The organism is Methanosphaera sp. (assembly GCF_022768985.1).
Lineage (GTDB): Archaea > Methanobacteriota > Methanobacteria > Methanobacteriales > Methanobacteriaceae > Methanosphaera.
In genome coordinates, this window is sequence record NZ_JALEKL010000004.1 from 198,495 (window position 1) to 224,219 (window position 25,725).

A 25,725-nucleotide genomic window follows, 5' to 3' on the forward strand; every position below is an offset into this window, starting at 1 on the left:
ATATCTAGTCAACTAATCCTTCAGTTGTAACTTTAAATACAGCTTCACCTTCAGGTAAGTGAGGACTGTCAACTAAACGTGCAATTCTTTTACCAGATAAACCTTTCTTAAGAAGTACACGATATGTTGATGCGTGACCTAATACGTGTCCACCAACAGCCTTGGTAGGTGTACCAAAGAATGCATCAGGTTTAGACTGTACCTGGTTTGTAATTAAAACAGCAACATTGTATGTATTTGCAATGGTCTGAAGTGTATGTAGGTGTTGGTTAAGTTTCTGCTGACGTGTTGCAAGTGATTCACGACCAACATATTCTGCTCTGAAGTGAGCCATTAATGAATCAACAATAACAAGTTTTACATCTACACCATTTTGAATTAATTCATTAATTTTATCAGCCATTAACATCTGATGACTACTGTTAAATGCACGTGCAACATGAATATTACTTAATGTTTCATTAACATCAAGACCAAATCCTTCAGCAATCTGTGCAATTCTTTCAGGTCTGAATGTGTTTTCTGTATCAATAAATACAACATGACCTTCAAGACCACCCTGTTCTGGTGGAAGCTGTGTAGTTACAGCAAGTTCATGTGAAATCTGACTTTTACCTGATCCAAATTCACCATATACTTCAGTAATTGACTGAGTTTCAACTCCACCACCAATAAGAGCATCAAGACCTTGACTTCCTGTTGTAATACGACCAACATCTTCACGTCTTTGCATTACATCAAATGCAGTTTCAAAGTCAATCTTTTCAGCTTTTCTTGCAGCTTCAATAACTTTTGCAGCAACACCTTCACCAATTTCAACTTTTACACTTAACTCTTTTGCTGTAGCTGTTGCAAGACGCATCATATCTCCAAATCCAGCATCACGGAGTTTTTGAGCAGTTTTTTCACCAACGCTTGGTAAGTCTTCTAATTGCATTTTTTCTTCATTATCATTTTCTGGACTCATGTTTATCAATTCCAAATTTATTATTGTATTATATATTATATACTTAAAATTTTACTTCTATATATTATTACTTAAACTACTACTTCAACATTTTTAGCAGTTAAGTCGATGTCTTCATCATAGTCATTGTATTTTGCATCTGCAATCATTGTAACTTCATGACTTATAAGATCTTCAATTTTATCAGCAAGTGATGATTCATCACCAGTTTTTTCAAATACTTCAATAACTTCCTCTTTAGTCATAGCAATAAGTTCTTCTGCTTCACTTCCAAAGAATGTAGCATTAATTGTACCTGTACCATCTGAAAGTGTAGCTTTTATTATAAGCAGGTAGTCAGGATTCATTATTGCCTCACCACAACGATCACATACATATCCTTCTTCATCCTGTTTTACACCTTTATGGCATGTAGGACACATAGGAGTTAGTATGTTTTCACCATCAATTTCTTCAATTGTAGCTTTAACTTTTATGTGTTTATCATTATCTTCAATATCTTCAATTGCTTTTTCAGGATATATTATATTTTTAAGTTCATGTATTGATGGAATATCTTGTGCTTCATCTTGTGTTGCCTGACGAATTATTGTATTTGCATTTGCTGAAACTTGAATACCATTAAGATCTCTCATTGTAATTCTTGGATTTTCAACAACTATAGCAGCACCTTCTGTAAATGAAATATCTGATGCTTCATTCCATAGTGACATTTGTAGTTGTTCTGTTTTATCTGCAATATATACAGATCTTACTTTACCATCAGATCCATCATCACGTGCAAATAGCCGTACATCATCAATATCCATAACTCTTACTTTAAGTTTAACATCTACATCTCCAGCTTCAAGTTCTTTAAGAGTTTTTGTCTTATATCTTGCATCTTCAAGTTCTTCATATGTTGGAAGAGTACTTATTTCATCATCTGTTGGTGTTGTAATTCTTGATCCTCCACCAACATTTAATTCCATCTGTCTGTCACCAACTTTTGTTCTTGCACTTTCTATTTTTATAGCATCACCAAGTGACTGGTTAATATCAGCAACTTTATCCCATAATGATACACGAATAGATCCTGTTTCATCAGCAATTGTAATATTACGTACTTGTCCTTGAGTTCCATCCATTCTGTCAAATTCATGAATATCTGCTATTGTAAGAATACGTCCTATAACATCAACTTCAAGACCTTCTTCTTTATCAACATCAAGAGCATCAACTATTTTTGTTATTTCATATTTATTTAAAGCTGTAAGTTTAGCTTTAAGATCTTCATCATCAATTTCAGGATTTATTACAATTGAAGCATTCCATCCAGTATTAACTCTTAGTGATGTCATACCATTATATTCATGTTCTTCAATTTTTGCATCTTCAATTTTAATGATATCTCCCTTATTCATTGCAATTTCAGTTTCTTTATTCCATAATGTTACACTTATTGCATCTGTATCATCCATGATTTGAATAGTTCTTACATGTCCTTCATTTCCATCGTTTTTCTGGAATGTAATTGTGTCAAATATACGTGTAATTACTCCAATAACTGTTACATCTTCTTGTGGTTGTGCATCTGCTAGTTTAAGAATTTCTTTTTTATATTCTGGTAGGTCATAGTCACCTTTAATTATACGTCCTTTCCAACTACTTGAAAGACTCATTTTTTCATAACTATATTTTGCTCTTGCTTTTAGAACTTTAATTGTGTCATTTTCTTTTAATTCTAGTGTTTCAACAAGTTGTGTATCTTTATTCCAGAGTGTAAGTTCCATTGTTGCTGTTGCATCCATAATTGTAAGTGTGATAAGGTTAAGTGTTTTATCTGGTTTTTGAATTTCACGAAGTTGTCCTATCTTAATAATACGTCCAATAACATTATATTCCTGACCATCTTCAACATCTGCAAGATTTGTTATTTTTTCTGCTTCATATTCTGGAAGTGTATCATCAACTTCATCAGGTAGTACTTGTATTGATGAGTTACTTCTCATTACAACTTCAAGATCTCCTGAGAAGTTACTTTTTTGCACATCAAGATTGTTTATCTTTACAACATCTCCTTCAGTTATACGTTTCATGTACTTCATACTGTCAGTCCACATTACAACACGTATACGTCCTGTACTGTCTTCTACTGTGAGATTTGCAACTTTTCCATCTTTTCCAGCTTTTGTTTTAAATGTTTTAATGTTTGATATTGCAATAAGTCTTCCCTGAATTACTACGTTTCCATTTCCATCAATAAGGGATGAAATTTTCTGAATTTCTGAATGTATTTGTTGAAGATTTTCAGATTCACTGTATTTATTTACAATTAGATCAATTACCTGATCTTCTGTAAAGTATGGTGAATCATCATATCCTTTTGAAACTTCTCGTATTTCATCATGGAATTGTTTAAATTCAACTTTTTCTTTTACTTCCTGATATCTTTCTTTTATTCTCTCTTCACTAATTTCAACCATGATTTAAAACCTCATTTTTTAGTGTCCTTTTATTTTTTAGAAAATACTATCTAATTTGTGATGGAATTTTTTCATAATTATATTTAGTATATTATTTTAATAGTTTATCTTTTATTTAATTTTAAGTTTAAAATTAAAAATTTCATTTCTAAAAAAAAGGATTTAATTTTAATAATAAGTTTTTTTTGGTTTTTATAAGTTTCATAATTTCATAATTTTAAAGTTAAAAACTGTGTAATAATAATATGTTGTAATAATCTTATTTTTTAGTTTATATTATTATCTTACAATAGTAAACTTATCTAATTATAATATATATTATATATAAAAATTTGTTGTCTTTATTTCTTTTTTTGTTTTTTATAATAAATGATACTTTAGGTAGCAAGTGATAAGTAATATTTTAATTGATTTATCATATATTTCTATAAATTAGTAGTTTAATTTCTATTTTTATAATACTATTTTTAAATAATTTATATAAATTATCTTATTTTATTATATATTTTTTAATATTTATAATTTACACATGGCTTGTTATATATATGTGAATTTTAGTAAAATATTATCCTTCTAAATTATAGTAAAAAAATTAATTTAAATAATAAAACATAATAAAACAAAAAATCAAATATAAATATATTATAAGATTATAATCTAAAACTTTCATTAAAACATGAAAGATGATTATATTACTTTATGGCTTTTACAATTTTTAGAATATAAAAAAAATTTATAAAAAATAAAATTAAAGGATGGTAGATTATAAAATGTCAATGTCAATGTCAGAAAAAATATTAGCAAAAGCTTCAAACCAAGAAAAAACAGAAGCAGGCGAAATAGTAATGGCAGATATAGATACTGCTATGGTACATGATTTAACAGGACCACTAACACTACAAGCACTAGAACAAATTAACACAGATAAAGTATGGGATCCTGAAAAAATAGTAATACCATTTGACCACCAAGTACCAGCTGATACAATAATAGCAGCAGAACATCATAAAATGTTAAGACAGTTCGTAAAAGATCAAAAAATTGAAAACTTCTATGATGTATATGAAGGTGTATGTCATCAAGTATTACCAGAAAAAGGACACGTAATTCCATCAACAGTAGTTGTAGGAAGTGACTCACACACCTGTACACACGGAGCATTAGGAGCATTTTCAACAGGTATAGGATCAACAGATATGGCAATGGTATTTGCAACAGGACAATTATGGTTTAAAGTACCAGAAACAATCCAATTTAATATATCAGGACAATTAAAAGAAAATGTTACAAGTAAAGATGTAATACTTAGTATAATTGGAAGTGTAGGACAAGACGGTGCAAGATACAAAGCAGCTGAATTTACAGGAGAAACCATAACAAACATGGAAGTAGACGATCGTATGGTACTCAGTAACATGGCAATAGAAATGGGAGCAAAAACAGGACTCATAGCACCAGATGCAAAAACAGATGCATACCTCAAAGGAAGAACAACAAAAACCTATGAAAAACTCACAACAGATGCAGATGCACCATCAGTTGAAACAATTGATGTAGATATATCAGATCTTGAAGCACAAGTAGCATGTCCAAACTATGTAGATAATGTAAAACCAGCAAGTGAAGTAGAAGATGTAGAAGTAGATCAAGTATTCATAGGATCATGTACAAATGGACGTATTGATGACTTAAGACAAGCAGCACGTGTACTTAAAGCAAAAGAAATTAAAAAAGGAGTACGTGTACTTGTAATACCAGCATCACGTGAAATCTATGAACAAGCATTATCTGAAGGATTAATAGACATATTTGTAAAAGCAGGAGCATTAGTATGCAACCCATGTTGTGGACCATGTCTTGGAGGACATGTAGGATTAATAGCTGATGGAGAAGTAAGTCTTTCAACATCAAACCGTAACTTTAAAGGAAGACAAGGAAGCCCTGATGCATCAGTATACTTAAGTTCAGCAGTAGTTGCAGCAGAAAGTGCACTAACAGGACACATAACAGCACCAAGAAAAAACTAAAATAAATGAAAGGAGGATTAATATAAATGAAAAAAATTATTGAAGGAAGAGTATTAAAACTAGGCGATGACATAGATACAGACAGTATACTTCCTGGAAGATACTTAACATTATCAGATGCAGATGATCTTGGAAAACACGTAATGGAAGGATATGACTTAAATTACAAAGAAAAAATCCAACCTGGAGATGTAATGGTTGCAGGATCAAACTTTGGATGTGGATCATCACGTGAACATGCACCAATAGCACTTAAAGCTGCAGGTGTAAAAGCAGTAGTTGCAAAATCATTTGCAAGAATCTTCTACAGAAATGCAATAAACATAGGACTTGCACTTCTAGAAGCACCAGAAGGACCAGATGAAATCGATGAAGAAGATATTGTAGAACTTGACCTTGAAAATGGTGTACTTAAAAACTTAACAAAAGAAAAAGAATACAAAACATCAAAACTTCCACCTTTCATGTTTGAAATACTTGAAAACAATGGATTAATTGAATACTTAAACAAAACAAGATTTAATGAGGAATAAATATGGCATATAACATAGCAGTAATTGGCGGAGACGGAATAGGACCTGAAGTAGTAGATGCAGCAATAACAGTACTAGATAAATTACCAGTAGAATTCAACTACACCTATGCAGAAGCTGGTGATGAATGTGCAGAAAAAACAGGAGTTCCACTACCTGATGAAACAATAGAAATAGCAAAAAATGCAGATGCAGTACTCTTTGGAGCAGCAGGAGAAACAGCAGCAGCTGTAATTGTAAGACTAAGACAAGAACTTGAAACATTTGTAAATCTCAGACCTGTAAAATCATTACAACCTGAAAAATATGGAAACATAGACTTCATGATTGTACGTGAAAATACAGAAGATCTCTACATTGGAGAAGAAGAAGTTACAGAAGATGGTGCAGTAGCATACAAAAGAATTACAAAAAATGCATCAGAAAAAATAGCAGACTATGCATTTAAATATGCACAAGATACAAACAGATCAAAAGTAACAGCAGTACATAAAGCAAACGTACTTAAAGTAACAGATGGATTATTTAAAGATTCATTCTATAAAGTAGCAGAAAACTACCCAGAAATTGAAACAAATGATTTCTATGTAGATGCAACAGCAATGTATCTTATAACAAATCCACTAGACTTTGAAGTTATTGTAACAACAAACCTATATGGTGACATTCTCTCTGATGAAGGAGCAGGACTTGTAGGTGGACTTGGTATGATTCCATCAGCAAACATTGGTGATGAAAATGGATTATTTGAACCAGTACATGGTTCAGCACCAGATATTGCAGGTCAAGGAATTGCAGATCCAGCAGCAACAATACTTTCAGCTTGTATGATGCTTGACTACCTCGGTGAAAGTGAACATGCACGTCATATTGAAGAAGTATTAATTAATGTAATCCAGGAAGGAGTACATGTAACACTAGATCTTGGTGGAGAATACTCAACAAAACAAATGGCTGAATATATTGCAGAACAATTATAAAGAAAGTAAAGGAGTTTTTATATATGGAATCAGCTAAGCTAATTGCAATATTCATTATTGCTATTATGGTAATAAGTTCAGTATCAGCATTTGTATTATATCTTATATAATATAGCAAATAGAGTATTTACTAGGGAAAATAATATATAAAATGCTTTAAATTAATTTAAAATTAATAAAATAAAAATTTATGGAGAAAATGATATAATGATTAAAATAGCAGCAGTAGTAGCAGAATTTAACTTTGACATAACAAGTATGATGTTAGAACTTGCAAAAGAACATGCAAAATTCCTTGGTGCTGAAATAACAGTAGTTAAAGCAGTACCTGGAGTATATGACATGCCTATTGTTATTAAAAAAGTATTAGAAGATGAAGATGTAGATGCTGTAATTACACTTGGAGCTGTAATTGAAGGAGATACAGACCATGACCAAATTGTTGTACAACATGCAGCACGTAAAATCACAGATTTATCACTTGAATATGGAAAACCTGTAACACTTGGAATATCAGGTCCTGGAATGACAAGACTCGAAGCTCACAAAAGAGTTGAATATGGAAAACGTGCTGTTGAAGCAGCAGTAAAACTTGTAAAAGCATTAGAATAAGTATTTTTAATTAAATACTTATCTTTTACTCACCTTCAACCATTCTTTTTTTTATATAATGACTTTCTAAAAAAAGTATATAAAAATTATATGAAACTTATTAATTTTTTTAAAATAAAATAGAGGAAAAGGAAATAGGTAAATATGGAAATTTTAACACCTTCTCAACTAAAAGAAAAATATGATGATGATTGGATAACACCTTATGAGGAAATTATCACAATTACTGATGAAAAAGAAGAAAAGATAGAACTTATAGAGTATCATCCATGTCCTATAGGATCAGATTGGATGATTACACAATATAAGCAGACAAGTCCTTTAATACTTGATGCAAAACGTGATGGAAATAAACACACCTATATTGTTAAAAATGATAAAGTAGAACTTACACTAAAACCAAGTTACCAGGCAGCTGGAATTTCAGAAGCACAAATTGATGGTGATGAAATAAAAATAGTACATACAGGTCTTGCAGGAGCAGGTGTTGGAGCAGCATTTTGTCGTGGAAAAGCAAAAGGTGTCAAAAGAGTTGAAATCTATGAAAAAGGTGGAGGCTCAAAAGTTGGAAAAGCAGCAGTTATAACACCAAAATATAAAAAAGTTATAATTGGACTTGATGATACAGATATTCCAACAGAAGGTGCTACATGGACTCTTGCAAACAATGTTGCAAATGAGATTCAAAATGAAAAAGGATACCGTTATCTTGAACATATAACATGTCAGCTCTTCCCTGATAATCCTAATAAAACTAAAAATTGTGTTTCTATAATACTTGTATTTGCAGTTAAAGAAGATGAAGTTGAAGATCTTATAACTCTTATGCGTGAAAAATTACATGAAAAAACATTATCAGATAGTACAGCATTTGTAGTGTATGATAAATTTGATATTCCAGAGGATATAGAAAAATATGCAATTGAAGCAAAACAATCTATGAAATCACTTGAGGAAGCTCAAAAATTAGCAGAAGAAAACAACATAAGAGTTGAATATGTAACAGGAAAAGGTGGATTAATAGGAGCATTAGCAGCTCTTGGTCTTTATAATCAACCAGAAGAGTATGCTAAAGTTTATGGAAGAAATAAAGATTAAAATTTCCTTTTTATCTAAAAAGGGAAATATTTACTTCACCACCCACACTTTCTTTTAATCTTATTTTTATATTATTTTTTTTTATTCATTAATTTCTACAATCAAATTACTATATTGTGGATGTTTTGCTATGAAATTATTTATCATAGTAGGAAATCCATACATACGTACATTAAACATGTAATCATCAAAGCTTTTTGCCGCTGTAAGATTGCTTACATAGAACTTATCAAGTTCTTGTGTATGTTCACTGCTAAAAAATGGCATAAGTGGTATGCATTCTTCTGGATGTTGTAGTTGATAATTAAATAATTCATCTTCAATTTCACTAAAATATGTTAAATTAAATATTACTCCTTGAAAGTATTGCTGTTGTTGTGTCATAATATAATATTATATTCATACATTAATTTTAATATACTACATTTTTTAATTATAAATTACATAACTACAATTAAATTAAGCAATTAGATTTTTTTTATACTAATTTTATATTTTATTATAAACAATGGGGATTTACTTAAAATGAAAATTGAAGTTATTGGAATTGAAAACTTTCCTATTATAAAGCAAGGAGATAATCTAGCTGAAATTGTATATGATACAGTTAAGGCAAATGGTATAGAAATACAAGATGATGATGTGTTTGTTATTGCTGAAACTGTCATATCAAAAGCTGAAGGTAATTATGTTAAAATTGATGATGTAAAGACGACACAAAAAGCATATGAGATGAGTGAAATTTCAGGAAAAGATCCAAAACAGTGTCAGATAATACTTGATAATACTGTTAATGTTATCAGATGTCTTCCAGGTCTTATTATAACACAAACACCACATGGATTTATCTGTGCAAATTCAGGAATTGATAATAGTAACTGTGAGGAAGGATATCTTACACCACTACCTGTTGATGCTGATATTTCAGCACAGAAGATAAAACAATATGTTGATGAAAAATCAGGATGTAATGTTGCAGTTATAGTATCAGATACTCAGGGTCGAACATGGCGTGTTGGAGCAATAGGTGTTTCTGTTGGAATTAGTGGTATGCATCCATATACTGATTTTAGAGGAAGTTTTGATCTTTATGGACAAGAACTTCAATCAACAATTGAGGCAACAGCAGATGAACTTGCATCAGCAGCATCACTTATTATGGGACAGGCAGATAGTGGAATGTGTCTTGTACTTATTCGTGGATATGATCTTGAAAATATAAGATGTGGAGTAGATGATGCATCAATTAGTGAAATTATACGTGAAGAAGAATCAGATGCATTTAGATAGGAATAATGGGAGGATATAGATAGTTATGATATGTGTTTTATCTGGAGGAACAGGAACACCAAAGCTTCTTCAGGGAATAAAAGATGTAATAGCACAAGATGAACTAACAGTTGTTGTAAATACACTTGAAAATAATTATTTCTCAGGTGTGTATGTTTCAGCTGATATTGACACTGTATTATATACAATGTGTGATCTTATAAATGATGAATTCTGGTATGGAAGATGTGATGATACATTCAATACACATGAGATGCTAGAAAAGTTAGGTTATCATGAAACACTACGCATAGGTGATAAAGATCGTGCATTAAAGATACAAAAGACAGAACTTCTTAAATCTATGACACTCCAGGATGCAGTAAAAATACAAAAAGATGCACTGGGTATAAAAGCAAATATTCTTCCTATGTCAAATGAACAACCAGATGTAAAAATTAAAACAGACATGGGAATGCTTGATTTTCATGATTTTCTAATAAAACAACAATCAAAACCTGAAGTACTTGATGTAATATATAAGGAAGTAACACCAGCAGATGGTGTAATTGAAGCAATAGAAGAAGCAGATGAAGTAATTATAGGACCATCAAATCCAATAACATCAATAAATCCAATACTAATAATGCCAAAAGTAAAAGATGCACTAAAAAAAGTACATACAACAGCAATATCACCATTTATAGGTCAGCAAGCTGTAAGTGGACCTGCAGAAAAGTTTATGAAGGCTAAAGGATATGATGCAAACTGTTGTGGTGTTGCAAAGATATATGAGGATTTCCTTGATCATTTCATAATACATACAACAGATGCACAATATAAAGATGAAATAAATAAAACAATTAATGAAGTATCAGTTGAAAACATAATTTTCAGTTCACATGATATAAAAGTTGATCTTGTATCTAAAATTCTAAATAAATAGTATTAATTCATATAAACAATATATAAAAATTAATCTAAAAAATAAATATTAAGATTAAAATATTATAATATAAGATATAATTAAGATATAAATTAAACAATGAAAATAAAAATTTGGAATATAATATAAGAAATTATTTTTTTATTTTTTTTTATAATAACTAATAAAGTGATTGAATGATACAAATTACATTGATTCAAATAGATAATTATGGACCTTGGACTGTAACACCAACACCAAGAACAGAACCAGATTTACAAGCATTACAATCAAGATTATATGGAGATTTAGAACGTGAGTTTGGAGCTCATGGAGGTATTGTTTTTTTCAATAGATTTGATAACTTGATTGCTGTAAGTAATGGTATGGATTATGATGATCATAAACTAATTCAGGATTCAATAAGAAATCGTTATCCAATAACAATAAGTATGGGTGTAGGTTCAGCTGAAACTGCAGCAGAAGCACAGAAAATTGCAACTGAAATGATTCAAAATGGTGGAGGAGCACAGAGCTCTGAACGTTGTGAAGTATTAAATATTGATTCATTAGTTGAAGATGATGATTCAACAGTACAAATTGCACATATTGATATTGATGATATTACAGGATCTCTTACTGATATAGAAACAGCATTTGACACATCAATTAAGGTATATGAAGTATTATATGAACTTATGGTTGAGTTAAATAAGGCTGGTGGATTATGTTTCTTCATAGGTGGAGATAATTATATGGCACCATCAAATGGTATAAGTGAAGATGAACTTCGTGATCTTCTAAAACGTGTAGATGAAAAGACAAATGTATCTCTAAAGGCTGGTATTGGACGTGCAACAAAGGCAGCAAAAGCAGCAGATTTAGCAGATATTGGTCTTGAAGATATTCGTGCAAAAACAGTGGATGATTCAGTAGAAGTATTATATGAAAAAGATCTCTGAATGTATCATCAAAATATAACCACCATCTTTTTTTTACTATTTTCTTTTTTAATATAACTGAAAATTTAATAATAATTCTTTATAAAAAAAGGGTATTTTATAGGGAGGGGAAGTTTTATTATCTAAAACTTTATTTTTTAGTTGTCATTTATTAGTAATTTCTTTGCAACATCAATTGTTGTTTGATCCTCATTTTTTGCTGCAATTTTAAGATTTTGTATAACATCAAAGAGAAGTTTATCTGTTATACTTTGTGTTAGTTTTTCAACTTTTTTAGCATCTGACTTATCTAGATCTAGCATATGCATTGTTTTTTCAAGTTCTTGTTTTCTAATTTTAGCAGCCTGGATATTTAATGATGAAAGAATTGGTGTAATTTCCATTTCCTTAAGGCTATCTTTAAGAAGAACAGTTTCCTCTTCAATGATTTTCTCTGCTTTTATTGCTTCTTGAACTCTTTTTTCCTTATTTTTATCTGTAATGTATCTGAGATCATCAATGTTGTATAGTTTCACATTAAGATCACGAACTTCCTCTGAAATATCACGAGGATTTGCAAGGTCAATCATAATCATATTAGAGAGATGTTCAGCTTCAAGATTTTCAATTCTTTCTTTTGTAATGATAGGATGAGGTGCTCCTGTTGCACTTATTACAATATCAATTTGAGAAAATGCCTCATCTAGTTGATCAAATCTTATAGCTTTTCCTTCAAGTTCCTCTGCAAGTGTCTGTGCTTTATCATATGTTCTATTTGCAACTACAATTGCATTTGTACCTTTTTCAAGTAATGCTTTTGATACAACTGTACCCATTTCACCTGCACCAATAATTAGAACATTTTTACCTTCAAGTGATCCATACTTTTCTTCAATAAGCTCTACAGCACCACTACCTATTGATACTCCACCTTCATTAATATGTGTATTTTTACGTATAGATTGTCCTACATGTATTGCTTTTGTAAATAACTTTTCAAGTTTAGGTCCTATTGTATTGTTTTTTATAGCATTTTTACGTGCTGTTTTGATCTGTCCAAGAATTTGATCTTCACCCATGATCATTGATTCAAGACCAGATGCAAGTCTGAGTATGTGATTTATTGCAATGTCATCTTTTTCTACAATAAATGTTGTTGTTGGAATGTTAACTTGTTTATCTACAATTAAGTAAATTTCATACCTATTACATGTTTTAAGTGTAACTTCTTCTAGTATATTTAATTTTTCATGCAACTCTTCATTTATCATGTCAAGTTTAGCATATGATGCTTCCATTGTTTCAATATCAGCAATTTTAAAATCTATGCGTATATTTACTAACATTTTAGTTTAATCCCCATTCATATAATTTTAATTTAAAAAAATAATCCATATTATATAATATATATTGTTTTTTTAGTATTTTTTATTTTCTATTACTTACGAACTTCTATTATGTATTTGCTTAGAAGTTCATCTGCAAGATTAATAGCCTCATCAAGTTTATCTGCATCCAGGAGGCTTTGAATTTCAGCATTATCTTTTATTATTTCCATAAACTTTTTACGATCAAGTTGTGATTGTATATTTTCCTTAAGTGGAATTCTAAGATGTTCTTGAAGTTCAATATTAAGAATATCAGCTGGTGTAATAGTTTCTTGAATCTTTTTACGTAATGCCTTTGCCATGAGAGGACTTTTAGAATTTGTATATAGTGATACAATTACAGAGCCTATCTCAAATGTTGATGGTACAATAACATTACTTACTGATGTGTCACTTGCACAGTTAATAAGTTTATCTTTTGCTTTATATGCAACTTCATTGTTAAGTTCATGATCACTTGTTGCAACAACAACAAGATCACACATCTCAATGAGTTCATCAAGATGATCATTACTATAAAACTTAGCACCTTTTGATATAAGTTCATCTTTAATGTCATTATCGACATCTTTTGTTACGATGTAAACATTTGCTTCAGCTTCAATAAATCGTCTTGAACGTCTAATACCTACTGATCCCATACCTACAATGAGAACATTTTTATCTTTCATATCTAGAAATAATGATGTTAATGCCATAATTAATCATTTTTTTAGTTTTAATTTTTAATATAGTTTGTTTTATAAATTATTGTTTTTTTATAAAAAAAGGTTGAAAAAAAGAAAATTGGTGGTTAAATTTTATTTTAATATTCAGTTTATAAATTTTTTAATCTTAATTTTTTAATTGCAGTTTTAAGATCATTACCTGCATCTTCAAGTGCTGCTTTTGCTTCATCAATTGTTATATTAAATGTTTCAGCAAGTGATTTTAGGTCATCATCTGAATATTCAACTTTTTGTTCTATGTTAGCTTTTTTTAGTATTTCATCTGCTAATTGTTTTTTAAGTTCCATGTATTTATCATGTGATATTCCAAGAGATGCAAGTTGTGAATCTCTTAGTGGACATGGTTTTGAAGCTTTACAACACCATACTAGTGATCCGAAACATGTTGCAGCTCCCTGTCCTAGTTCTGTTTTTTTAGCAAAGTCTTCTTTTATTTGTATAAATTCTTGTGGACTTAGTCCTATTTCTGCAAGTTTGTTATGTATTGGACATGGTTTTACTGGTGGACAGCAAAATGCTAGTCCTCTTGCATCTCCTCCTTTACATACATGTGCTGGTGCATCATCCCATCCCATTATATTCACTCCATAATAATTTTTTTTTAGTTAAAAACATAGTTTATTTTTTAGTATTATATTTTTTTTATTAAATTTCAATTTATTTTCTTCTAATAAGAAATTTCACTTATTATTATATATGTTTTCATATATTATATACAAAATTCTCTATAGTTTTATGTATTTAAATTTTATAAAACTTAAGAAATCCTAAATATTTCATCAATATCACAATTAACTGCAGCACGTGCAATTGATACTGAGTCTGCTCCACTATTTATCATATTTATGTAGTCTTTGTGTGTTTTTACTGAATTGTTTCCAATTAAATGTTTTGATGTAATATTACTTATTGTATTTATTATATCTAAGTCTGCCATCATAACACCTGGTTTCATTGCATCAATATGAATGTATTGGATAGGATATGATTCAAGCATTTCTATAATTTCAATTGTATCTATATTATCTACATTTGCACGCATCTTTAAAGATAATTCACATTTAAGATTATCACATACATATTCAATTATTGCTTCAAGACGTTTTATGTCACCTAGTAGTGTTTGTCCAGTTTTTGCCTTAATCATTTCAGGTTGTCTGCAGTGAGCATTAACTTCTATGATGTCAACATTGCAATTATCTAGATTTTTAAATGATTCAGGATTAGTTGCACGAATATTTGCACATATTTTACCTTTCCATTTTGGTTTGTAGTTTCGTAGTTTGTTAACTTCACAGTTGATGTGATCTGCAAGATCTTCAGGTTTAACTATGAATTCACAACGTCCACGATCTACAATTTTTCTAGCAGCATTATATGTTTCATTATCACAACTATATCCTCCAAGTGTAATAATATCAATGTTATCTTTCATGTATTGTTTTAGAAAGTTACTATCTGTAATTCCCGCCATTGCTGCAATCATATTCATAATAAAATAATCCTTATTAGTTTTTAATAAAAAATAGCTTTCTATATATATAAATTTGTTTTTCATAACATAAATTAATATCTATAAATGGGAAGTAGGAAGTACACCTCCTATATAAATAAGCTTAGATATTTTATAGAATATTGTTAATTTATTGAAAAAAGTATAAAATTTAATAAAATATTTTTATATAATTAAATATAATAATTAATAGTTAAAATCAAAAAAATATAAAAGAGGTTTTTTAAATGTATGACAAAATTTTATTACCAACAGATGGATCAGCAAATTCAGAAAAAGCAATTATACATGCAGTAAACATGGCAAACGATGAAAACTCTGAAATTTTAGTCTTAAATGTAGTAGATAGTGTATACTTATCTGGACTTCCTGAAGAAGAATTAATTACAGATACAGAAATAGTTCTTGAACGTGAAAGTAAAAGAGTAACACACAGAGTAGAAAAAATCATTGAAAAATATGAAGAAGAACTAGACATTGAACCTGGTAAAATTAAAATTGAAACTTTAACAATGGAAGGTAATGCTGCTGATGTTATTCTTAAAATATCAGAAGAAAAAGATGTAGACCTTGTAGTAATGGCAAGTAGTGGAAAACACATGATTGACAGATTCTTACTTGGTAGTGTAACAGAAAAAACAGTAAGACATTCAAAAGTACCAGTACTTGTAATTCCTAATGGATACTAGAATTTAAGATATAAAAAATTAATTAAACACACAAATTCCATCCCCCCCACTTTTTACCTATATTTTTTTTTAATAAAAATTTCTAATAATTATGTTATTTTCTACATCTATTTTAACAAAGAAATAAAAACAATAAAAACTATACATATAACATAATAAATTTAAACTTAATTTAAAAATTTTATTTTAATATGAAAATTTTTCTAAATCTTTTCTAAAATATACCCATTTTTTTGTTTTTAGAAAAAGATGAAATATTAATTATACAATTGACTTACTTTTTTAGGGAGGAAACAACTTGGTATATGAAGGATATCTAAAAGACTTTCTAGATGCATCAAATATTACAGTTGGAGATAGAATTTCTATAATAAAACCAGACATACAATATGAAGGAATGCTACTTGAAAAGCCTGATAATTCAGATGAAAATACTATTATTATAAAACTTGATAGTGGATATAACATTGGAACTGATATTAAAGAAGCAAAAGTTGAAAAAATAGCAGATGGTGAAAAACCTAATATTCAACTTGATGCTGTAGATAAACAGTTATCTGATGATAAAATGAATGTAACAATACTATCAACTGGTGGTACTGTTGCAAGTGTAATTGATTATAAAACAGGAGCTGTACACCCTGCATTTACAGCAGATGATCTACTTCGTGCAACACCAGAACTTGTAGATTATGCAAATATTAATGCTGAGGCAATATTTAATATTCTCAGTGAAAATATGACACCAGAAATCTGGATGAAAACAGCAGAATCAATCTATGATGAAATAAATAATGGTGCAGACGGTATAATTATAGCACATGGAACAGATACAATGCACTACACAGCATCAGCTCTTAGTTTTATGATAGATACACCAGTACCAATTATACTTACAGGTGCACAGAGAAGTTCAGATAGACCATCATCTGATGCATTTATGAATCTTACATCATCACTTGTTGCTGCAAAATCAGACATTGCAGAAGTTGCAATATGTATGCATGCAACAGAAGATGATTCATACTGTAATGTTATTCGTGGAACAAATGCTCGTAAAATGCACACATCACGTCGTGACACATTCAGAAGCATAAATATGGATCCACTTGCAAAAGTTCAAAATCAAAAACTAAGAATGTATGATGAAGAAGTTGCATATAACAAACGTGGATCAGTAGAACTTGCATTAAATAATAATCTTGCAGATAAAGTTGCACTTGTTAAAATGTATCCAGGAATTGAAACAGAAGTACTTGACCTCTACATAGACAATGGATATGATGGTATTGTTATTGAAGGAACAGGTCTTGGACATTGTTCTGATAACTTATATGATAGTATTGCACGTGCAAATGATGAAAAAATACCAGTTGTTATAACATCACAGTGTGTCTATGGACATACAAACTTAAATGTATATAGTAGTGGAAGAAGATTATTACAAAACAATGTAATACCAGTAGGAGATATGATTACAGAAACAGCATATACAAAACTCCTATGGGCAGCAGGACAAACTGATGATATAGCTGAAATACGCTCTATTATGCAGACAAATCTTAAAGGAGAAATGAAAGATACATTATCTCAAAACTACTTTAGAAACTAAGATATGGGGGTTGTCTTTAAATTGTCAGAAGATAAATTTGATTATAAAAAACTAGGCTTAAAAATGGGACTTGAAGTTCACCAACAACTTGACAGTCAAGAAAAACTCTTCTGTAGATGTCCAAACCATCTAACAGATAAAGAACCAGAACTAAGACTTTACAGAAGACTTAGACCAACACAGAGTGAACTTGGTGAAATAGATCGAGCAGCATATGAAGAATCACAACGTAACTTACAATTTGTATATGAAGCATACAATCATCATACCTGTCTTGTAGAAGCTGATGAAGAACCACCAGCACCACTAAATCAGGAAGCTGTAGATATTTCAATAGTACTTGCATCACTTATGCATATGCGTGTTGTTGATGAATTCCACACAATGAGAAAACAGGTAATTGATGGAAGTAACACAAGTGGTTTCCAAAGAACTGGTATTCTTGCAACAGATGGATATGTAGAAACACAGTATGGAAATGTAACAATAGAAACACTTGGTCTTGAAGAGGATGCTGCACGTAGAATTGGTGAAGAGGATGGAAAAATAGTATTTAGACTTGACAGACTTGGAATTCCACTTGCTGAAATTACAACATCACCTGATATGCATCATCCACTACAAGTTAAAGAGGTAGCATACCAGATAGGACAAATTCTAAGAAGTACCAAAGTAAAAAGAGGTCTTGGTACAATAAGACAGGATTTAAACATCTCAATTGCAGAAGGTGCAAGAGTAGAAATTAAAGGTGTACAAGATCTTGACTTAATGCCAACAATGGTAGAAAATGAGGTACAAAGACAACTTAATCTTATTGATATAAGTAAAGAATTACAAAAACGTAATGCATCAGTTGATGATGAAATCTATGATGTAACAGAATTCTTCGCAGAAACTGAATCAAAAGTTATTAAGTCAATATTTGAAGGATGTGCTGATGCAAAAGTTCTTGCAATAAGACTCTTTGGATTTGATTCACTTATTGGACGTGAAATCCAGCCAGGAAAACGTCTTGGAACAGAATTCTCAGAACATGGTAAGAAAATGGGAGTTAATGGACTATTCCATACAGATGAACTACCAGCATATGGTGTAACACAAGATGAAGTTGATGCAATACGCAAACACCTAGAACTTGGTGATAATGATGCATTCATACTTGTTGGTGCAGAACCACAAAAAGCAGAAAATGCATTAAATGAGGTAATAAAACGTGCAAAAGCATCAATTGAAGGAGTTCCTGAACAGACAAGAAAAGCATTAGATAATGGAAATACAGAGTATTTAAGACCACTCCCTACTGCAAGTAGAATGTATGTGGAAACTGATATTCCAACAGAAATTATTGACCATGAACGTGTTGAGGCAATTGCATCAGATCTACCAGAACTTCCATACATTAAAAAAGAACGTATAGAAAAACAATATGATCTAAGTGATGATCTTGCATCACAACTTGTATCAAGAAATCGTGCAGATCTATTTGAGGAAATTAAAGAACAACTACCACAAATGGATAGTGTAAAAATAGCATCAGATATTGTATATACAATAAAAGACTTAAAACGTGACGGTCTTGATATTGAAAAACTTACAGCAGATGTACTTGTTGAAATCTTTAAACTTGTAGATGATGATGTAATATCAGCAGCAGAAACAGAGGTAATTCTTAAAGATGCATGTAATGGAGTTTCACCACAACAATCTGTAAAAGATAATAATCTTGAAAAATTATCAGATGATGAGGTAAAAGCTGCAATAGTTGAAATTATTGAAGAAAATAAAGATATGATATCTCAAAGAGGAATGGGAGCAATGGGTCCTCTTATGGGTAAGGCTATGGCTAAATTTAAAGGAAAAGCTGATGGTCAAACTGTAAATAATATTATTAAAGATGAAATTCTTGCAATTGTAAATGGATAATTATATTATTTACAAATCCCAGTTTCATCTCCCCCCCCCCATTTTTACATCTTTTTCTTATTTTTCTTTTAATATATTTATAGTTGCATAGCTATCTTTTTTCTAGATTATTTATATAAGATATAATAAAGTAATTTTATTAAGATAGCAAAAATTAAAGTAGAATTAGATGATAATTTAGTAAATTTAAATTTTTTTAATTATTAATATGGATTAAGAAAGAAAATATTTTATTTGGAGGTTTATTTTTTTATGTATGATGTTGTTATTGTTGGAGCAGGACCTGCAGGTCTTACAGCAGGAATATATGCTGGACGTTCAGCACTTAAAACTATAATTATTGATGAAGCACAAAGTGGTGGAACTGTAAATGAAGCACCTCTTATTGAAAACTATCCAGGATATGATGAAATAGCTGGTATGGATTTAGCAGAAAAGATTACAACTCAGGCAAGTAAGTACTGTGAAATACGGGAATTTGCATATGTTGAAGATATTACAAAAAATAGTGATGATACATTTAATGTTACAGTAGATGATGAAGTATTAAATACACGCTTTGTAATTCTTGCAACAGGTACAAAGTATAAAACCCTTGATGTTGAACATATCGATGAATATACTGGTCGTGGAGTATCATACTGTGCTGTTTGTGATGGTGGATTTTTTATTGGTCGTGAAGTACTTGTTGTTGGTGGAGGAAATTCTGCTGCAACAGAGGCATTATACTTAAATCGTATAGGTGTTAATTGTTCAATAGTGCACAGACGTGATGAGCTTCGTTGTGATGGTAAATTAAAATCTGACATTAAAGAGGCAGGAATTAAGGTTTACTGGGATAGTGAAGTTAAAGCAATTAATGCTTCATCAAAGCTTGAATCTGTTGTAATTCATAATAAGAAAACTGGTGTTGATGAAACAGTTGATGTTGCAGCTTTATTTGTTGCAATAGGTCATGATGCAAATAATCAACTTGCAGTTGATTGTAATATTAAATGTGATGATAATGGATATATTATTGTAGATAGTGATATGCAAACATCAACTGATGGTATTTTTGCAGTTGGTGATGTTACAGGTGGAATAAAACAGATTATTGTTGCAGAAGCTCAGGGTGCTGTTGCAATTTCAAAGATTGATTCATTAATTTAGTTAATGTGTAATTAAAATATGATAGGAGGTTGATTATAATTAGTGGTAATAGAATGGATGGCAGATATCTTAATGAAAATCAGATAATGTATGAAATTAATAAAAATAGAAAAGAGGCAAAGTTTGTAATACTTGAACCTGTGGGATTTCCTATAGAAAGTAGTTATATTGAAACTCCAGATATTAAAGTTACAAATAAGGAATTATTTGAAATGTATGCACATGAACAGTGGGGTGGATATAGGGTTCATAAGGATCAGTTTATATTTGATCAGAAGCTCATCCCGGATTTTGCATTCCGTGTTGCTGATGTACGTCCTGATAATTCAACTATTACAAATAATACATCTGTTCTTGTAATTTCATCAAATGATAGTAAATCTAAGGTTGCTGTTCCAAAACGTAAATTTAAAATTGATGATGTTATTGGACAAACTAAGGCTAAAAATAAGAGTCGTATTATTACAAAGTACCTTGAGGATCCTGATAAATTTAAGGGTTGGGCTCCTAAAAATATATTATTTTATGGTGTTCCTGGTACTGGTAAGACCATGCTTGCACAGGCTCTTGCATCAGAACTTGATGTTCCAATTCGTATGATTAAGGCAACTAGTTTAATTGGTGATCATGTTGGTGATGGTGCAAATCAGATTCATGATTTATATGAACAGGCACGTCAGATAAAGCCTTGTGTCATATTTATTGATGAAATTGATGCTATTGCTCTTGAGCGTAAGTATCAATCCCTTCGTGGTGATGTTACAGAGATTGTTAATGCTCTTTTAACTGAGATGGGTGGTATTGATGATAATGAGAGTGTTATTACAATATGTGCTACTAACAATCCTAACATGCTTGATTATGCATTTAGAAGTCGTTTTGAAGAGGAGATTGAATTTACACTTCCAAATAGTGATGAAAGACGTCAAATATTTAGAAATTATATGAAGACTCTTCCTGTTGATTGTAGATTTAATTTAGAGGCAACTGTTGAGAAAACTAAGAAGTTCTCTGGTCGTGATATTAAGGAGAAGGTTTTAAAAGTTGCACTTCATAAGGCTATTATTGAAGATCATGATTATATTTCAGATGCTGATATTGATTATGCAATAAGTCAATGTAAAAAAGAGATCAGATCTCCTGCTGATACTATGTTTACATGAGTATTTAGGAGTATTTTTTTCTATTCTTTTTTTCTTTTTTTTATATTATGAGTTATTATAAGTTTTAAGTTATAAGTTATAATTTTTTATTTTTTCATAGAATAATTTTTTCCGATTGATTAATTTTTCAACTAAATTTTAGTTCCGACTAATTTTAAGTAAAATACAAAAACATTATATATAACTTATTATAAACCATTATCTAACGGAAACACTTTTCCTACTTAGGTCGGAAATCTCTTTCTGAAATTTGTGTTAAACATGACTAGAAACACCACACAATGGTGTTATCTTCTAGATTAAAATTATAACTACAAAAATATATTATAAATACAAAAATTAAAATTATAAGGGAGCAAAAGATTATGTCTTATGTTGATGAAGTAATTGACAAAATTACAAAAGAAAATCCAGGTGAACCAGAATTTCACCAAACATTAAACGAAGTTTACAAATCAATCGAAGTAGCTGTAGAAGCAAATGAAAAACAATACAGAAAAGATGCACTTCTTGAAAGATTAGCAAACCCAGAAAGACAAATTAAATTTAGAGTTCCATGGGTAGACGATGAAGGACAAGTACAAGTAAACACAGGTTACCGTGTACAATTCAACGATGCTATTGGACCATACAAAGGAGGACTTCGTTTCCACCCATCAGTAAACATAGGAATTATTAAATTCTTAGGATTCGAACAAATCTTCAAAAACGCACTTACAGGACTTCCAATTGGTGGAGGAAAAGGAGGATCAAACTTCGATCCTAAAGGTAAATCAGACCGTGAAATCATGTCATTCTGTCAAAGTTTCATGACTGAATTATACAGACACATCGGACAAGATCAAGATGTACCTGCAGGAGATATCGGTGTAGGTGGCCGCGAAATCGGATACTTATACGGACAATACAAAAGAATCACAAAACAATACGAAGGAGTTCTCACAGGTAAAGGATTAAACTTCGGTGGATCCCTTGCAAGAACAGAAGCAACAGGATACGGATTATTATACTTCGCACAAGAAATGTTAAAAGCAAACAACGAATCATTCGAAGGAAAAACCGTAACAGTATCAGGTGCAGGAAACGTAGCTATTTATGCAATTGAAAAAGCTCACCAATTAGGAGCAAAAGTAGTAACAGCATCAGACTCAACTGGTTGGGTATACGATCCTGAAGGAATCGATGTAGCTTTACTTAAAGACATCAAAGAAGTAAGAAGAGAAAGAATGACTGCATACGCAGACGAAAGACCATCCGCAGAATACCACGAAGGTAGAGGAGTATGGGAAATTGAAGCAGATGTTGCTTTACCATGTGCTACACAAAACGAATTAACACTTGACGATGCAAAAACACTCGTTAACAACGGAACAATCGCAGTAGCAGAAGGAGCAAACATGCCAACAACCCTCGATGCAACAAAATACTTACAAGAAAAAGGTGTACTCTTCGGTCCTGCAAAAGCAGCAAACGCTGGTGGAGTAGCAGTATCAGCACTTGAAATGAGCCAAAACTCAGAAAGATTACAATGGACATTTGAAGAAGTAGATACAAGACTACAAAACATCATGAAAAACATCTTCGCACAAATCGAAGCAAGCTGTGACAAATACGAAGCAGGAAACGACTACGTACTCGGAGCAAACGTTGCTGGATTTGAAAAAGTTGCAGATGCAATGCAAGCACAAGGAATCGTTTAATCACAGAAATTTTAGAAAAAGAAACAAGGTCAATGATGAGAACTTCTCTCATCATAACTTCTTTTTTTACAACTCTTTACTACATAAACACCTAAAAACTAAAACTATTTTCTTAAATAAATTACATTAAATAAATTACATTATAAAAATTACAAATTTGATCTCTCATTTTTTTTTATGTAAATAAAAAAATATTTACTCTTTTTTTAATAGAAATAATAAACATTAACAAAATAAAAAAAAAATACTACTAATTTTTTTATATAAAATTAAAAACTTAAAAGGATTATAATATTATGAGTAAAACAGGTTCAAAAGAAGAAAGAGACCTAGTTAACATGTTATGGGATGTGGGATTTGCAGCAATGAGAGCACCAGCAAGTGGAGGTGCAACAAAAAGACCACTACCTGATGTACTTGCAGGAAATGGAGAACTATATCTTGCAATAGAGGTAAAATCATCACGTCTTGAACACATATACATTGACAATGAAAAAATTACAAATCTAAAAGAATTTTCAAAAATATTTGGATCAAAATCATACATTGGTGCAAAGTTTATACGAAAACCATGGAGATTTATAAAACTAGAAGACTTACACATAACACCAAGTAACAACTATCGAGTAAATCAAGAACTTGCATTCACAAAAGGAATAGACTTTGATGAAATGATAGAAGAAAGCAAGCAAACTAAACTATTATAATCACCACCACATGAAAAGTAGAAGGACACATGAGTATACATAATACTCTAACTTATTTTTTTTAGATAAAATTAGCTGCAACCAATTATAACTTTTATGAAAACATAATTGCTACCACCTGTTGCTACCTGGTAGCAGTGAGTGGGTGCTATCATGTAGCACTTTGATATCTTCAAAACGAAAGTATACCCTACTTTTTGAAATTGATTGAAATGAAATTTATCATTAGTATTTAAAAGAAAAAGTAAATTAAAATTTTATATATGATATTTTTTATGAATTATATATTATTTAAATGTTTTATAAAATGAAAAATTAAATTTTAGGGGGATACCTTTTCAAATCTGAAAATGAAACTGCTACCTGATAGCAGTGGGTAGGTGCTACCTGCTATCACTAATTGCTACCATTTTATGTAAAATAATTTTTGAAATTGGTAGCATTTTAAAAAAAAGTAAAAAAAAATAATTTAGTGAAATATTGATTTTAATAAATTAGGATCTATTCCATCAATTTTATGAATAGGTTTTTTTAGAACTTCTTCAACTGTAATTTTATTATCAATAATAAGTTCTACAATATTCCATACGATATAAAAATCTACATGTTTACTTTTAGACATACTTTTTGCTAGTTGGTGGAGAGATTTTCCTCCAGTTTTTCCAATTTTTTTATCATGGTCACGGTTTAATTTATTTTCTTTATGAAGATATTTGATAATTTCTTTAATCTCATTTTCTGTATATTTATAAACAATTGGAGTTTTATTAATTTTAGATTCTAATTCTTTTATTTTGATATTATTAAGTTTTCTTTTTTCTCTTTTATGTTTCAATAGATTTTCAAGTTCATTAATATCATTGTCTAATTCTTCATTAGATCTTTTTAAAACTTCAATTTCTATTTTTTCATCTCTATAAAATTCTGGAATTAAACTTTCTGTAGCTTTTATTAGAAAAGTAGAAGTTTTAATATCAAATTCTTCTTCTAAACCATCTAAAATTCTATGTGTATGTTCAGGGAGTCTAATATTTTTGGATTTATTAACCATTACTAACATCTCTTCTTTTTTGAATAATGCTTGTAAATAAGAATTAAACTATCAAATAAAAGAGATATTATAAAAATAGTGTTAAGTATAATAATAATAAAAAATGTATATACTATTGTATTGAATCACTATTTTAACTCTTAGTTATGATAGTTTTTTTATACTAATTTACAATTTTTAAGGAACTCTATGAATCGCTAAATTTTAGAGTTCCTTATTTTACTATTATATAGAACTTTTTCTTATATTAACTTTACATTAAACTATTTTTATAAAATTTAA

Annotated in this window: 23 protein-coding genes; 15 read left to right on the forward strand and 8 right to left on the reverse strand. The window is 30.2% G+C overall.

Features of this window, described 5'->3' with window-relative positions; all coding sequences use genetic code 11:
• Window positions 1–4: 4 nt before the first annotated feature.
• Both radA and MRZ80_RS02190 read right to left on the reverse strand, forming a co-directional pair.
• On the reverse strand, window positions 5–967 hold the full coding sequence (radA, locus tag MRZ80_RS02185) for a DNA repair and recombination protein RadA (protein WP_292535757.1): 963 nt from the start codon (window positions 965–967) through the stop codon (window positions 5–7).
• A gap of 71 nt (window positions 968–1,038) precedes the next feature.
• Window positions 1,039–3,432 carry an OB-fold nucleic acid binding domain-containing protein gene (locus MRZ80_RS02190; protein ID WP_292535759.1) on the reverse strand — a complete coding sequence of 798 codons (2,394 nt, stop codon included), beginning with the start codon at window positions 3,430–3,432 and terminating at the stop codon, window positions 1,039–1,041.
• Window positions 3,433–4,202: 770 nt separating this feature from the next.
• On the opposite strand from MRZ80_RS02190, the gene hacA reads away from it, so the two are divergent.
• From hacA to mmp11, 5 genes are all read left to right on the forward strand, one after another.
• Window positions 4,203–5,459, forward strand: a complete 1,257-nt coding sequence (gene hacA / locus MRZ80_RS02195; RefSeq protein ID WP_292535761.1) for a homoaconitase large subunit — start codon at window positions 4,203–4,205, stop codon at window positions 5,457–5,459.
• Between the two features lie 26 nt (window positions 5,460–5,485).
• On the forward strand, window positions 5,486–5,992 hold the full coding sequence (locus MRZ80_RS02200; protein WP_292535763.1) for a 3-isopropylmalate dehydratase small subunit: 507 nt from the start codon (window positions 5,486–5,488) through the stop codon (window positions 5,990–5,992).
• A 2-nt stretch (window positions 5,993–5,994) separates the two neighbouring features.
• Window positions 5,995–6,972 carry an isocitrate/isopropylmalate family dehydrogenase gene (locus MRZ80_RS02205; protein ID WP_292535765.1) on the forward strand — a complete coding sequence of 326 codons (978 nt, stop codon included), beginning with the start codon at window positions 5,995–5,997 and terminating at the stop codon, window positions 6,970–6,972.
• Between the two features lie 207 nt (window positions 6,973–7,179).
• Window positions 7,180–7,584, forward strand: a complete 405-nt coding sequence (gene ribH / locus MRZ80_RS02210) for a 6,7-dimethyl-8-ribityllumazine synthase (protein ID WP_292535767.1) — start codon at window positions 7,180–7,182, stop codon at window positions 7,582–7,584.
• Window positions 7,585–7,728: 144 nt separating this feature from the next.
• On the forward strand, window positions 7,729–8,682 hold the full coding sequence (gene mmp11 / locus MRZ80_RS02215; RefSeq protein ID WP_292535769.1) for a methanogenesis marker protein 11: 954 nt from the start codon (window positions 7,729–7,731) through the stop codon (window positions 8,680–8,682).
• A gap of 81 nt (window positions 8,683–8,763) precedes the next feature.
• On the opposite strand, the gene MRZ80_RS02220 is transcribed toward mmp11, so the two are convergent.
• Window positions 8,764–9,066, reverse strand: coding sequence for a hypothetical protein (locus MRZ80_RS02220; protein ID WP_292535771.1), 303 nt, complete (start codon window positions 9,064–9,066; stop codon window positions 8,764–8,766).
• 141 nt (window positions 9,067–9,207) lie between these two features.
• On the opposite strand from MRZ80_RS02220, the gene MRZ80_RS02225 reads away from it, so the two are divergent.
• From MRZ80_RS02225 to MRZ80_RS02235, 3 genes are all read left to right on the forward strand, one after another.
• Window positions 9,208–9,972, forward strand: coding sequence for a coenzyme F420-0:L-glutamate ligase (locus MRZ80_RS02225; protein ID WP_292535773.1), 765 nt, complete (start codon window positions 9,208–9,210; stop codon window positions 9,970–9,972).
• Between the two features lie 25 nt (window positions 9,973–9,997).
• On the forward strand, window positions 9,998–10,897 hold the full coding sequence (gene cofD, locus MRZ80_RS02230; RefSeq protein ID WP_292535775.1) for a 2-phospho-L-lactate transferase: 900 nt from the start codon (window positions 9,998–10,000) through the stop codon (window positions 10,895–10,897).
• Window positions 10,898–11,073: 176 nt separating this feature from the next.
• Complete coding sequence (locus MRZ80_RS02235) at window positions 11,074–11,838, forward strand: GTP cyclohydrolase IIa (protein WP_292535777.1); 765 nt, start codon at window positions 11,074–11,076, stop codon at window positions 11,836–11,838.
• Window positions 11,839–11,975: 137 nt separating this feature from the next.
• On the opposite strand, the gene hemA is transcribed toward MRZ80_RS02235, so the two are convergent.
• The 4 genes from hemA to MRZ80_RS02255 form a co-directional block, all read right to left on the reverse strand.
• On the reverse strand, window positions 11,976–13,163 hold the full coding sequence (hemA, locus tag MRZ80_RS02240; RefSeq protein WP_292535780.1) for a glutamyl-tRNA reductase: 1,188 nt from the start codon (window positions 13,161–13,163) through the stop codon (window positions 11,976–11,978).
• 92 nt (window positions 13,164–13,255) lie between these two features.
• Window positions 13,256–13,903 carry a bifunctional precorrin-2 dehydrogenase/sirohydrochlorin ferrochelatase gene (locus MRZ80_RS02245; RefSeq protein ID WP_292535781.1) on the reverse strand — a complete coding sequence of 216 codons (648 nt, stop codon included), beginning with the start codon at window positions 13,901–13,903 and terminating at the stop codon, window positions 13,256–13,258.
• A 119-nt stretch (window positions 13,904–14,022) separates the two neighbouring features.
• Complete coding sequence (locus MRZ80_RS02250) at window positions 14,023–14,508, reverse strand: methanogenesis marker 9 domain-containing protein (protein ID WP_292535783.1); 486 nt, start codon at window positions 14,506–14,508, stop codon at window positions 14,023–14,025.
• A 182-nt stretch (window positions 14,509–14,690) separates the two neighbouring features.
• The gene (locus MRZ80_RS02255) at window positions 14,691–15,425 is read right to left on the reverse strand and encodes a tRNA-dihydrouridine synthase (RefSeq protein ID WP_292535784.1); all 735 of its coding nucleotides are present in this window, start codon (window positions 15,423–15,425) and stop codon (window positions 14,691–14,693) included.
• 248 nt (window positions 15,426–15,673) lie between these two features.
• Here MRZ80_RS02255 and MRZ80_RS02260 point away from each other — a divergent pair, with 248 nt between their 5' ends.
• The 7 genes from MRZ80_RS02260 (at window position 15,674) to hjc (ending at window position 24,392) form a co-directional block, all read left to right on the forward strand.
• Complete coding sequence (locus MRZ80_RS02260; RefSeq protein WP_292535786.1) at window positions 15,674–16,135, forward strand: universal stress protein; 462 nt, start codon at window positions 15,674–15,676, stop codon at window positions 16,133–16,135.
• 298 nt (window positions 16,136–16,433) lie between these two features.
• Window positions 16,434–17,747 carry a Glu-tRNA(Gln) amidotransferase subunit GatD gene (gene gatD / locus MRZ80_RS02265; RefSeq protein ID WP_292535788.1) on the forward strand — a complete coding sequence of 438 codons (1,314 nt, stop codon included), beginning with the start codon at window positions 16,434–16,436 and terminating at the stop codon, window positions 17,745–17,747.
• A gap of 21 nt (window positions 17,748–17,768) precedes the next feature.
• Window positions 17,769–19,670, forward strand: a complete 1,902-nt coding sequence (gatE, locus tag MRZ80_RS02270; protein ID WP_292535790.1) for a Glu-tRNA(Gln) amidotransferase subunit GatE — start codon at window positions 17,769–17,771, stop codon at window positions 19,668–19,670.
• Window positions 19,671–19,922: 252 nt separating this feature from the next.
• Window positions 19,923–20,822: an FAD-dependent oxidoreductase gene (locus MRZ80_RS02275; protein WP_292535792.1), complete on the forward strand. Its 900-nt coding sequence runs from the start codon at window positions 19,923–19,925 to the stop codon at window positions 20,820–20,822.
• 29 nt (window positions 20,823–20,851) lie between these two features.
• Window positions 20,852–21,985 carry an AAA family ATPase gene (locus MRZ80_RS02280; protein WP_292535794.1) on the forward strand — a complete coding sequence of 378 codons (1,134 nt, stop codon included), beginning with the start codon at window positions 20,852–20,854 and terminating at the stop codon, window positions 21,983–21,985.
• Window positions 21,986–22,350: 365 nt separating this feature from the next.
• The gene (gene gdhA / locus MRZ80_RS02285; RefSeq protein ID WP_292535796.1) at window positions 22,351–23,685 is read left to right on the forward strand and encodes an NADP-specific glutamate dehydrogenase; all 1,335 of its coding nucleotides are present in this window, start codon (window positions 22,351–22,353) and stop codon (window positions 23,683–23,685) included.
• 296 nt (window positions 23,686–23,981) lie between these two features.
• Window positions 23,982–24,392 carry a Holliday junction resolvase Hjc gene (gene hjc, locus MRZ80_RS02290; protein ID WP_292535798.1) on the forward strand — a complete coding sequence of 137 codons (411 nt, stop codon included), beginning with the start codon at window positions 23,982–23,984 and terminating at the stop codon, window positions 24,390–24,392.
• Between the two features lie 469 nt (window positions 24,393–24,861).
• On the opposite strand, the gene MRZ80_RS02295 is transcribed toward hjc, so the two are convergent.
• Window positions 24,862–25,443, reverse strand: coding sequence for a hypothetical protein (locus tag MRZ80_RS02295; RefSeq protein ID WP_292535800.1), 582 nt, complete (start codon window positions 25,441–25,443; stop codon window positions 24,862–24,864).
• Window positions 25,444–25,725: the final 282 nt, after the last annotated feature.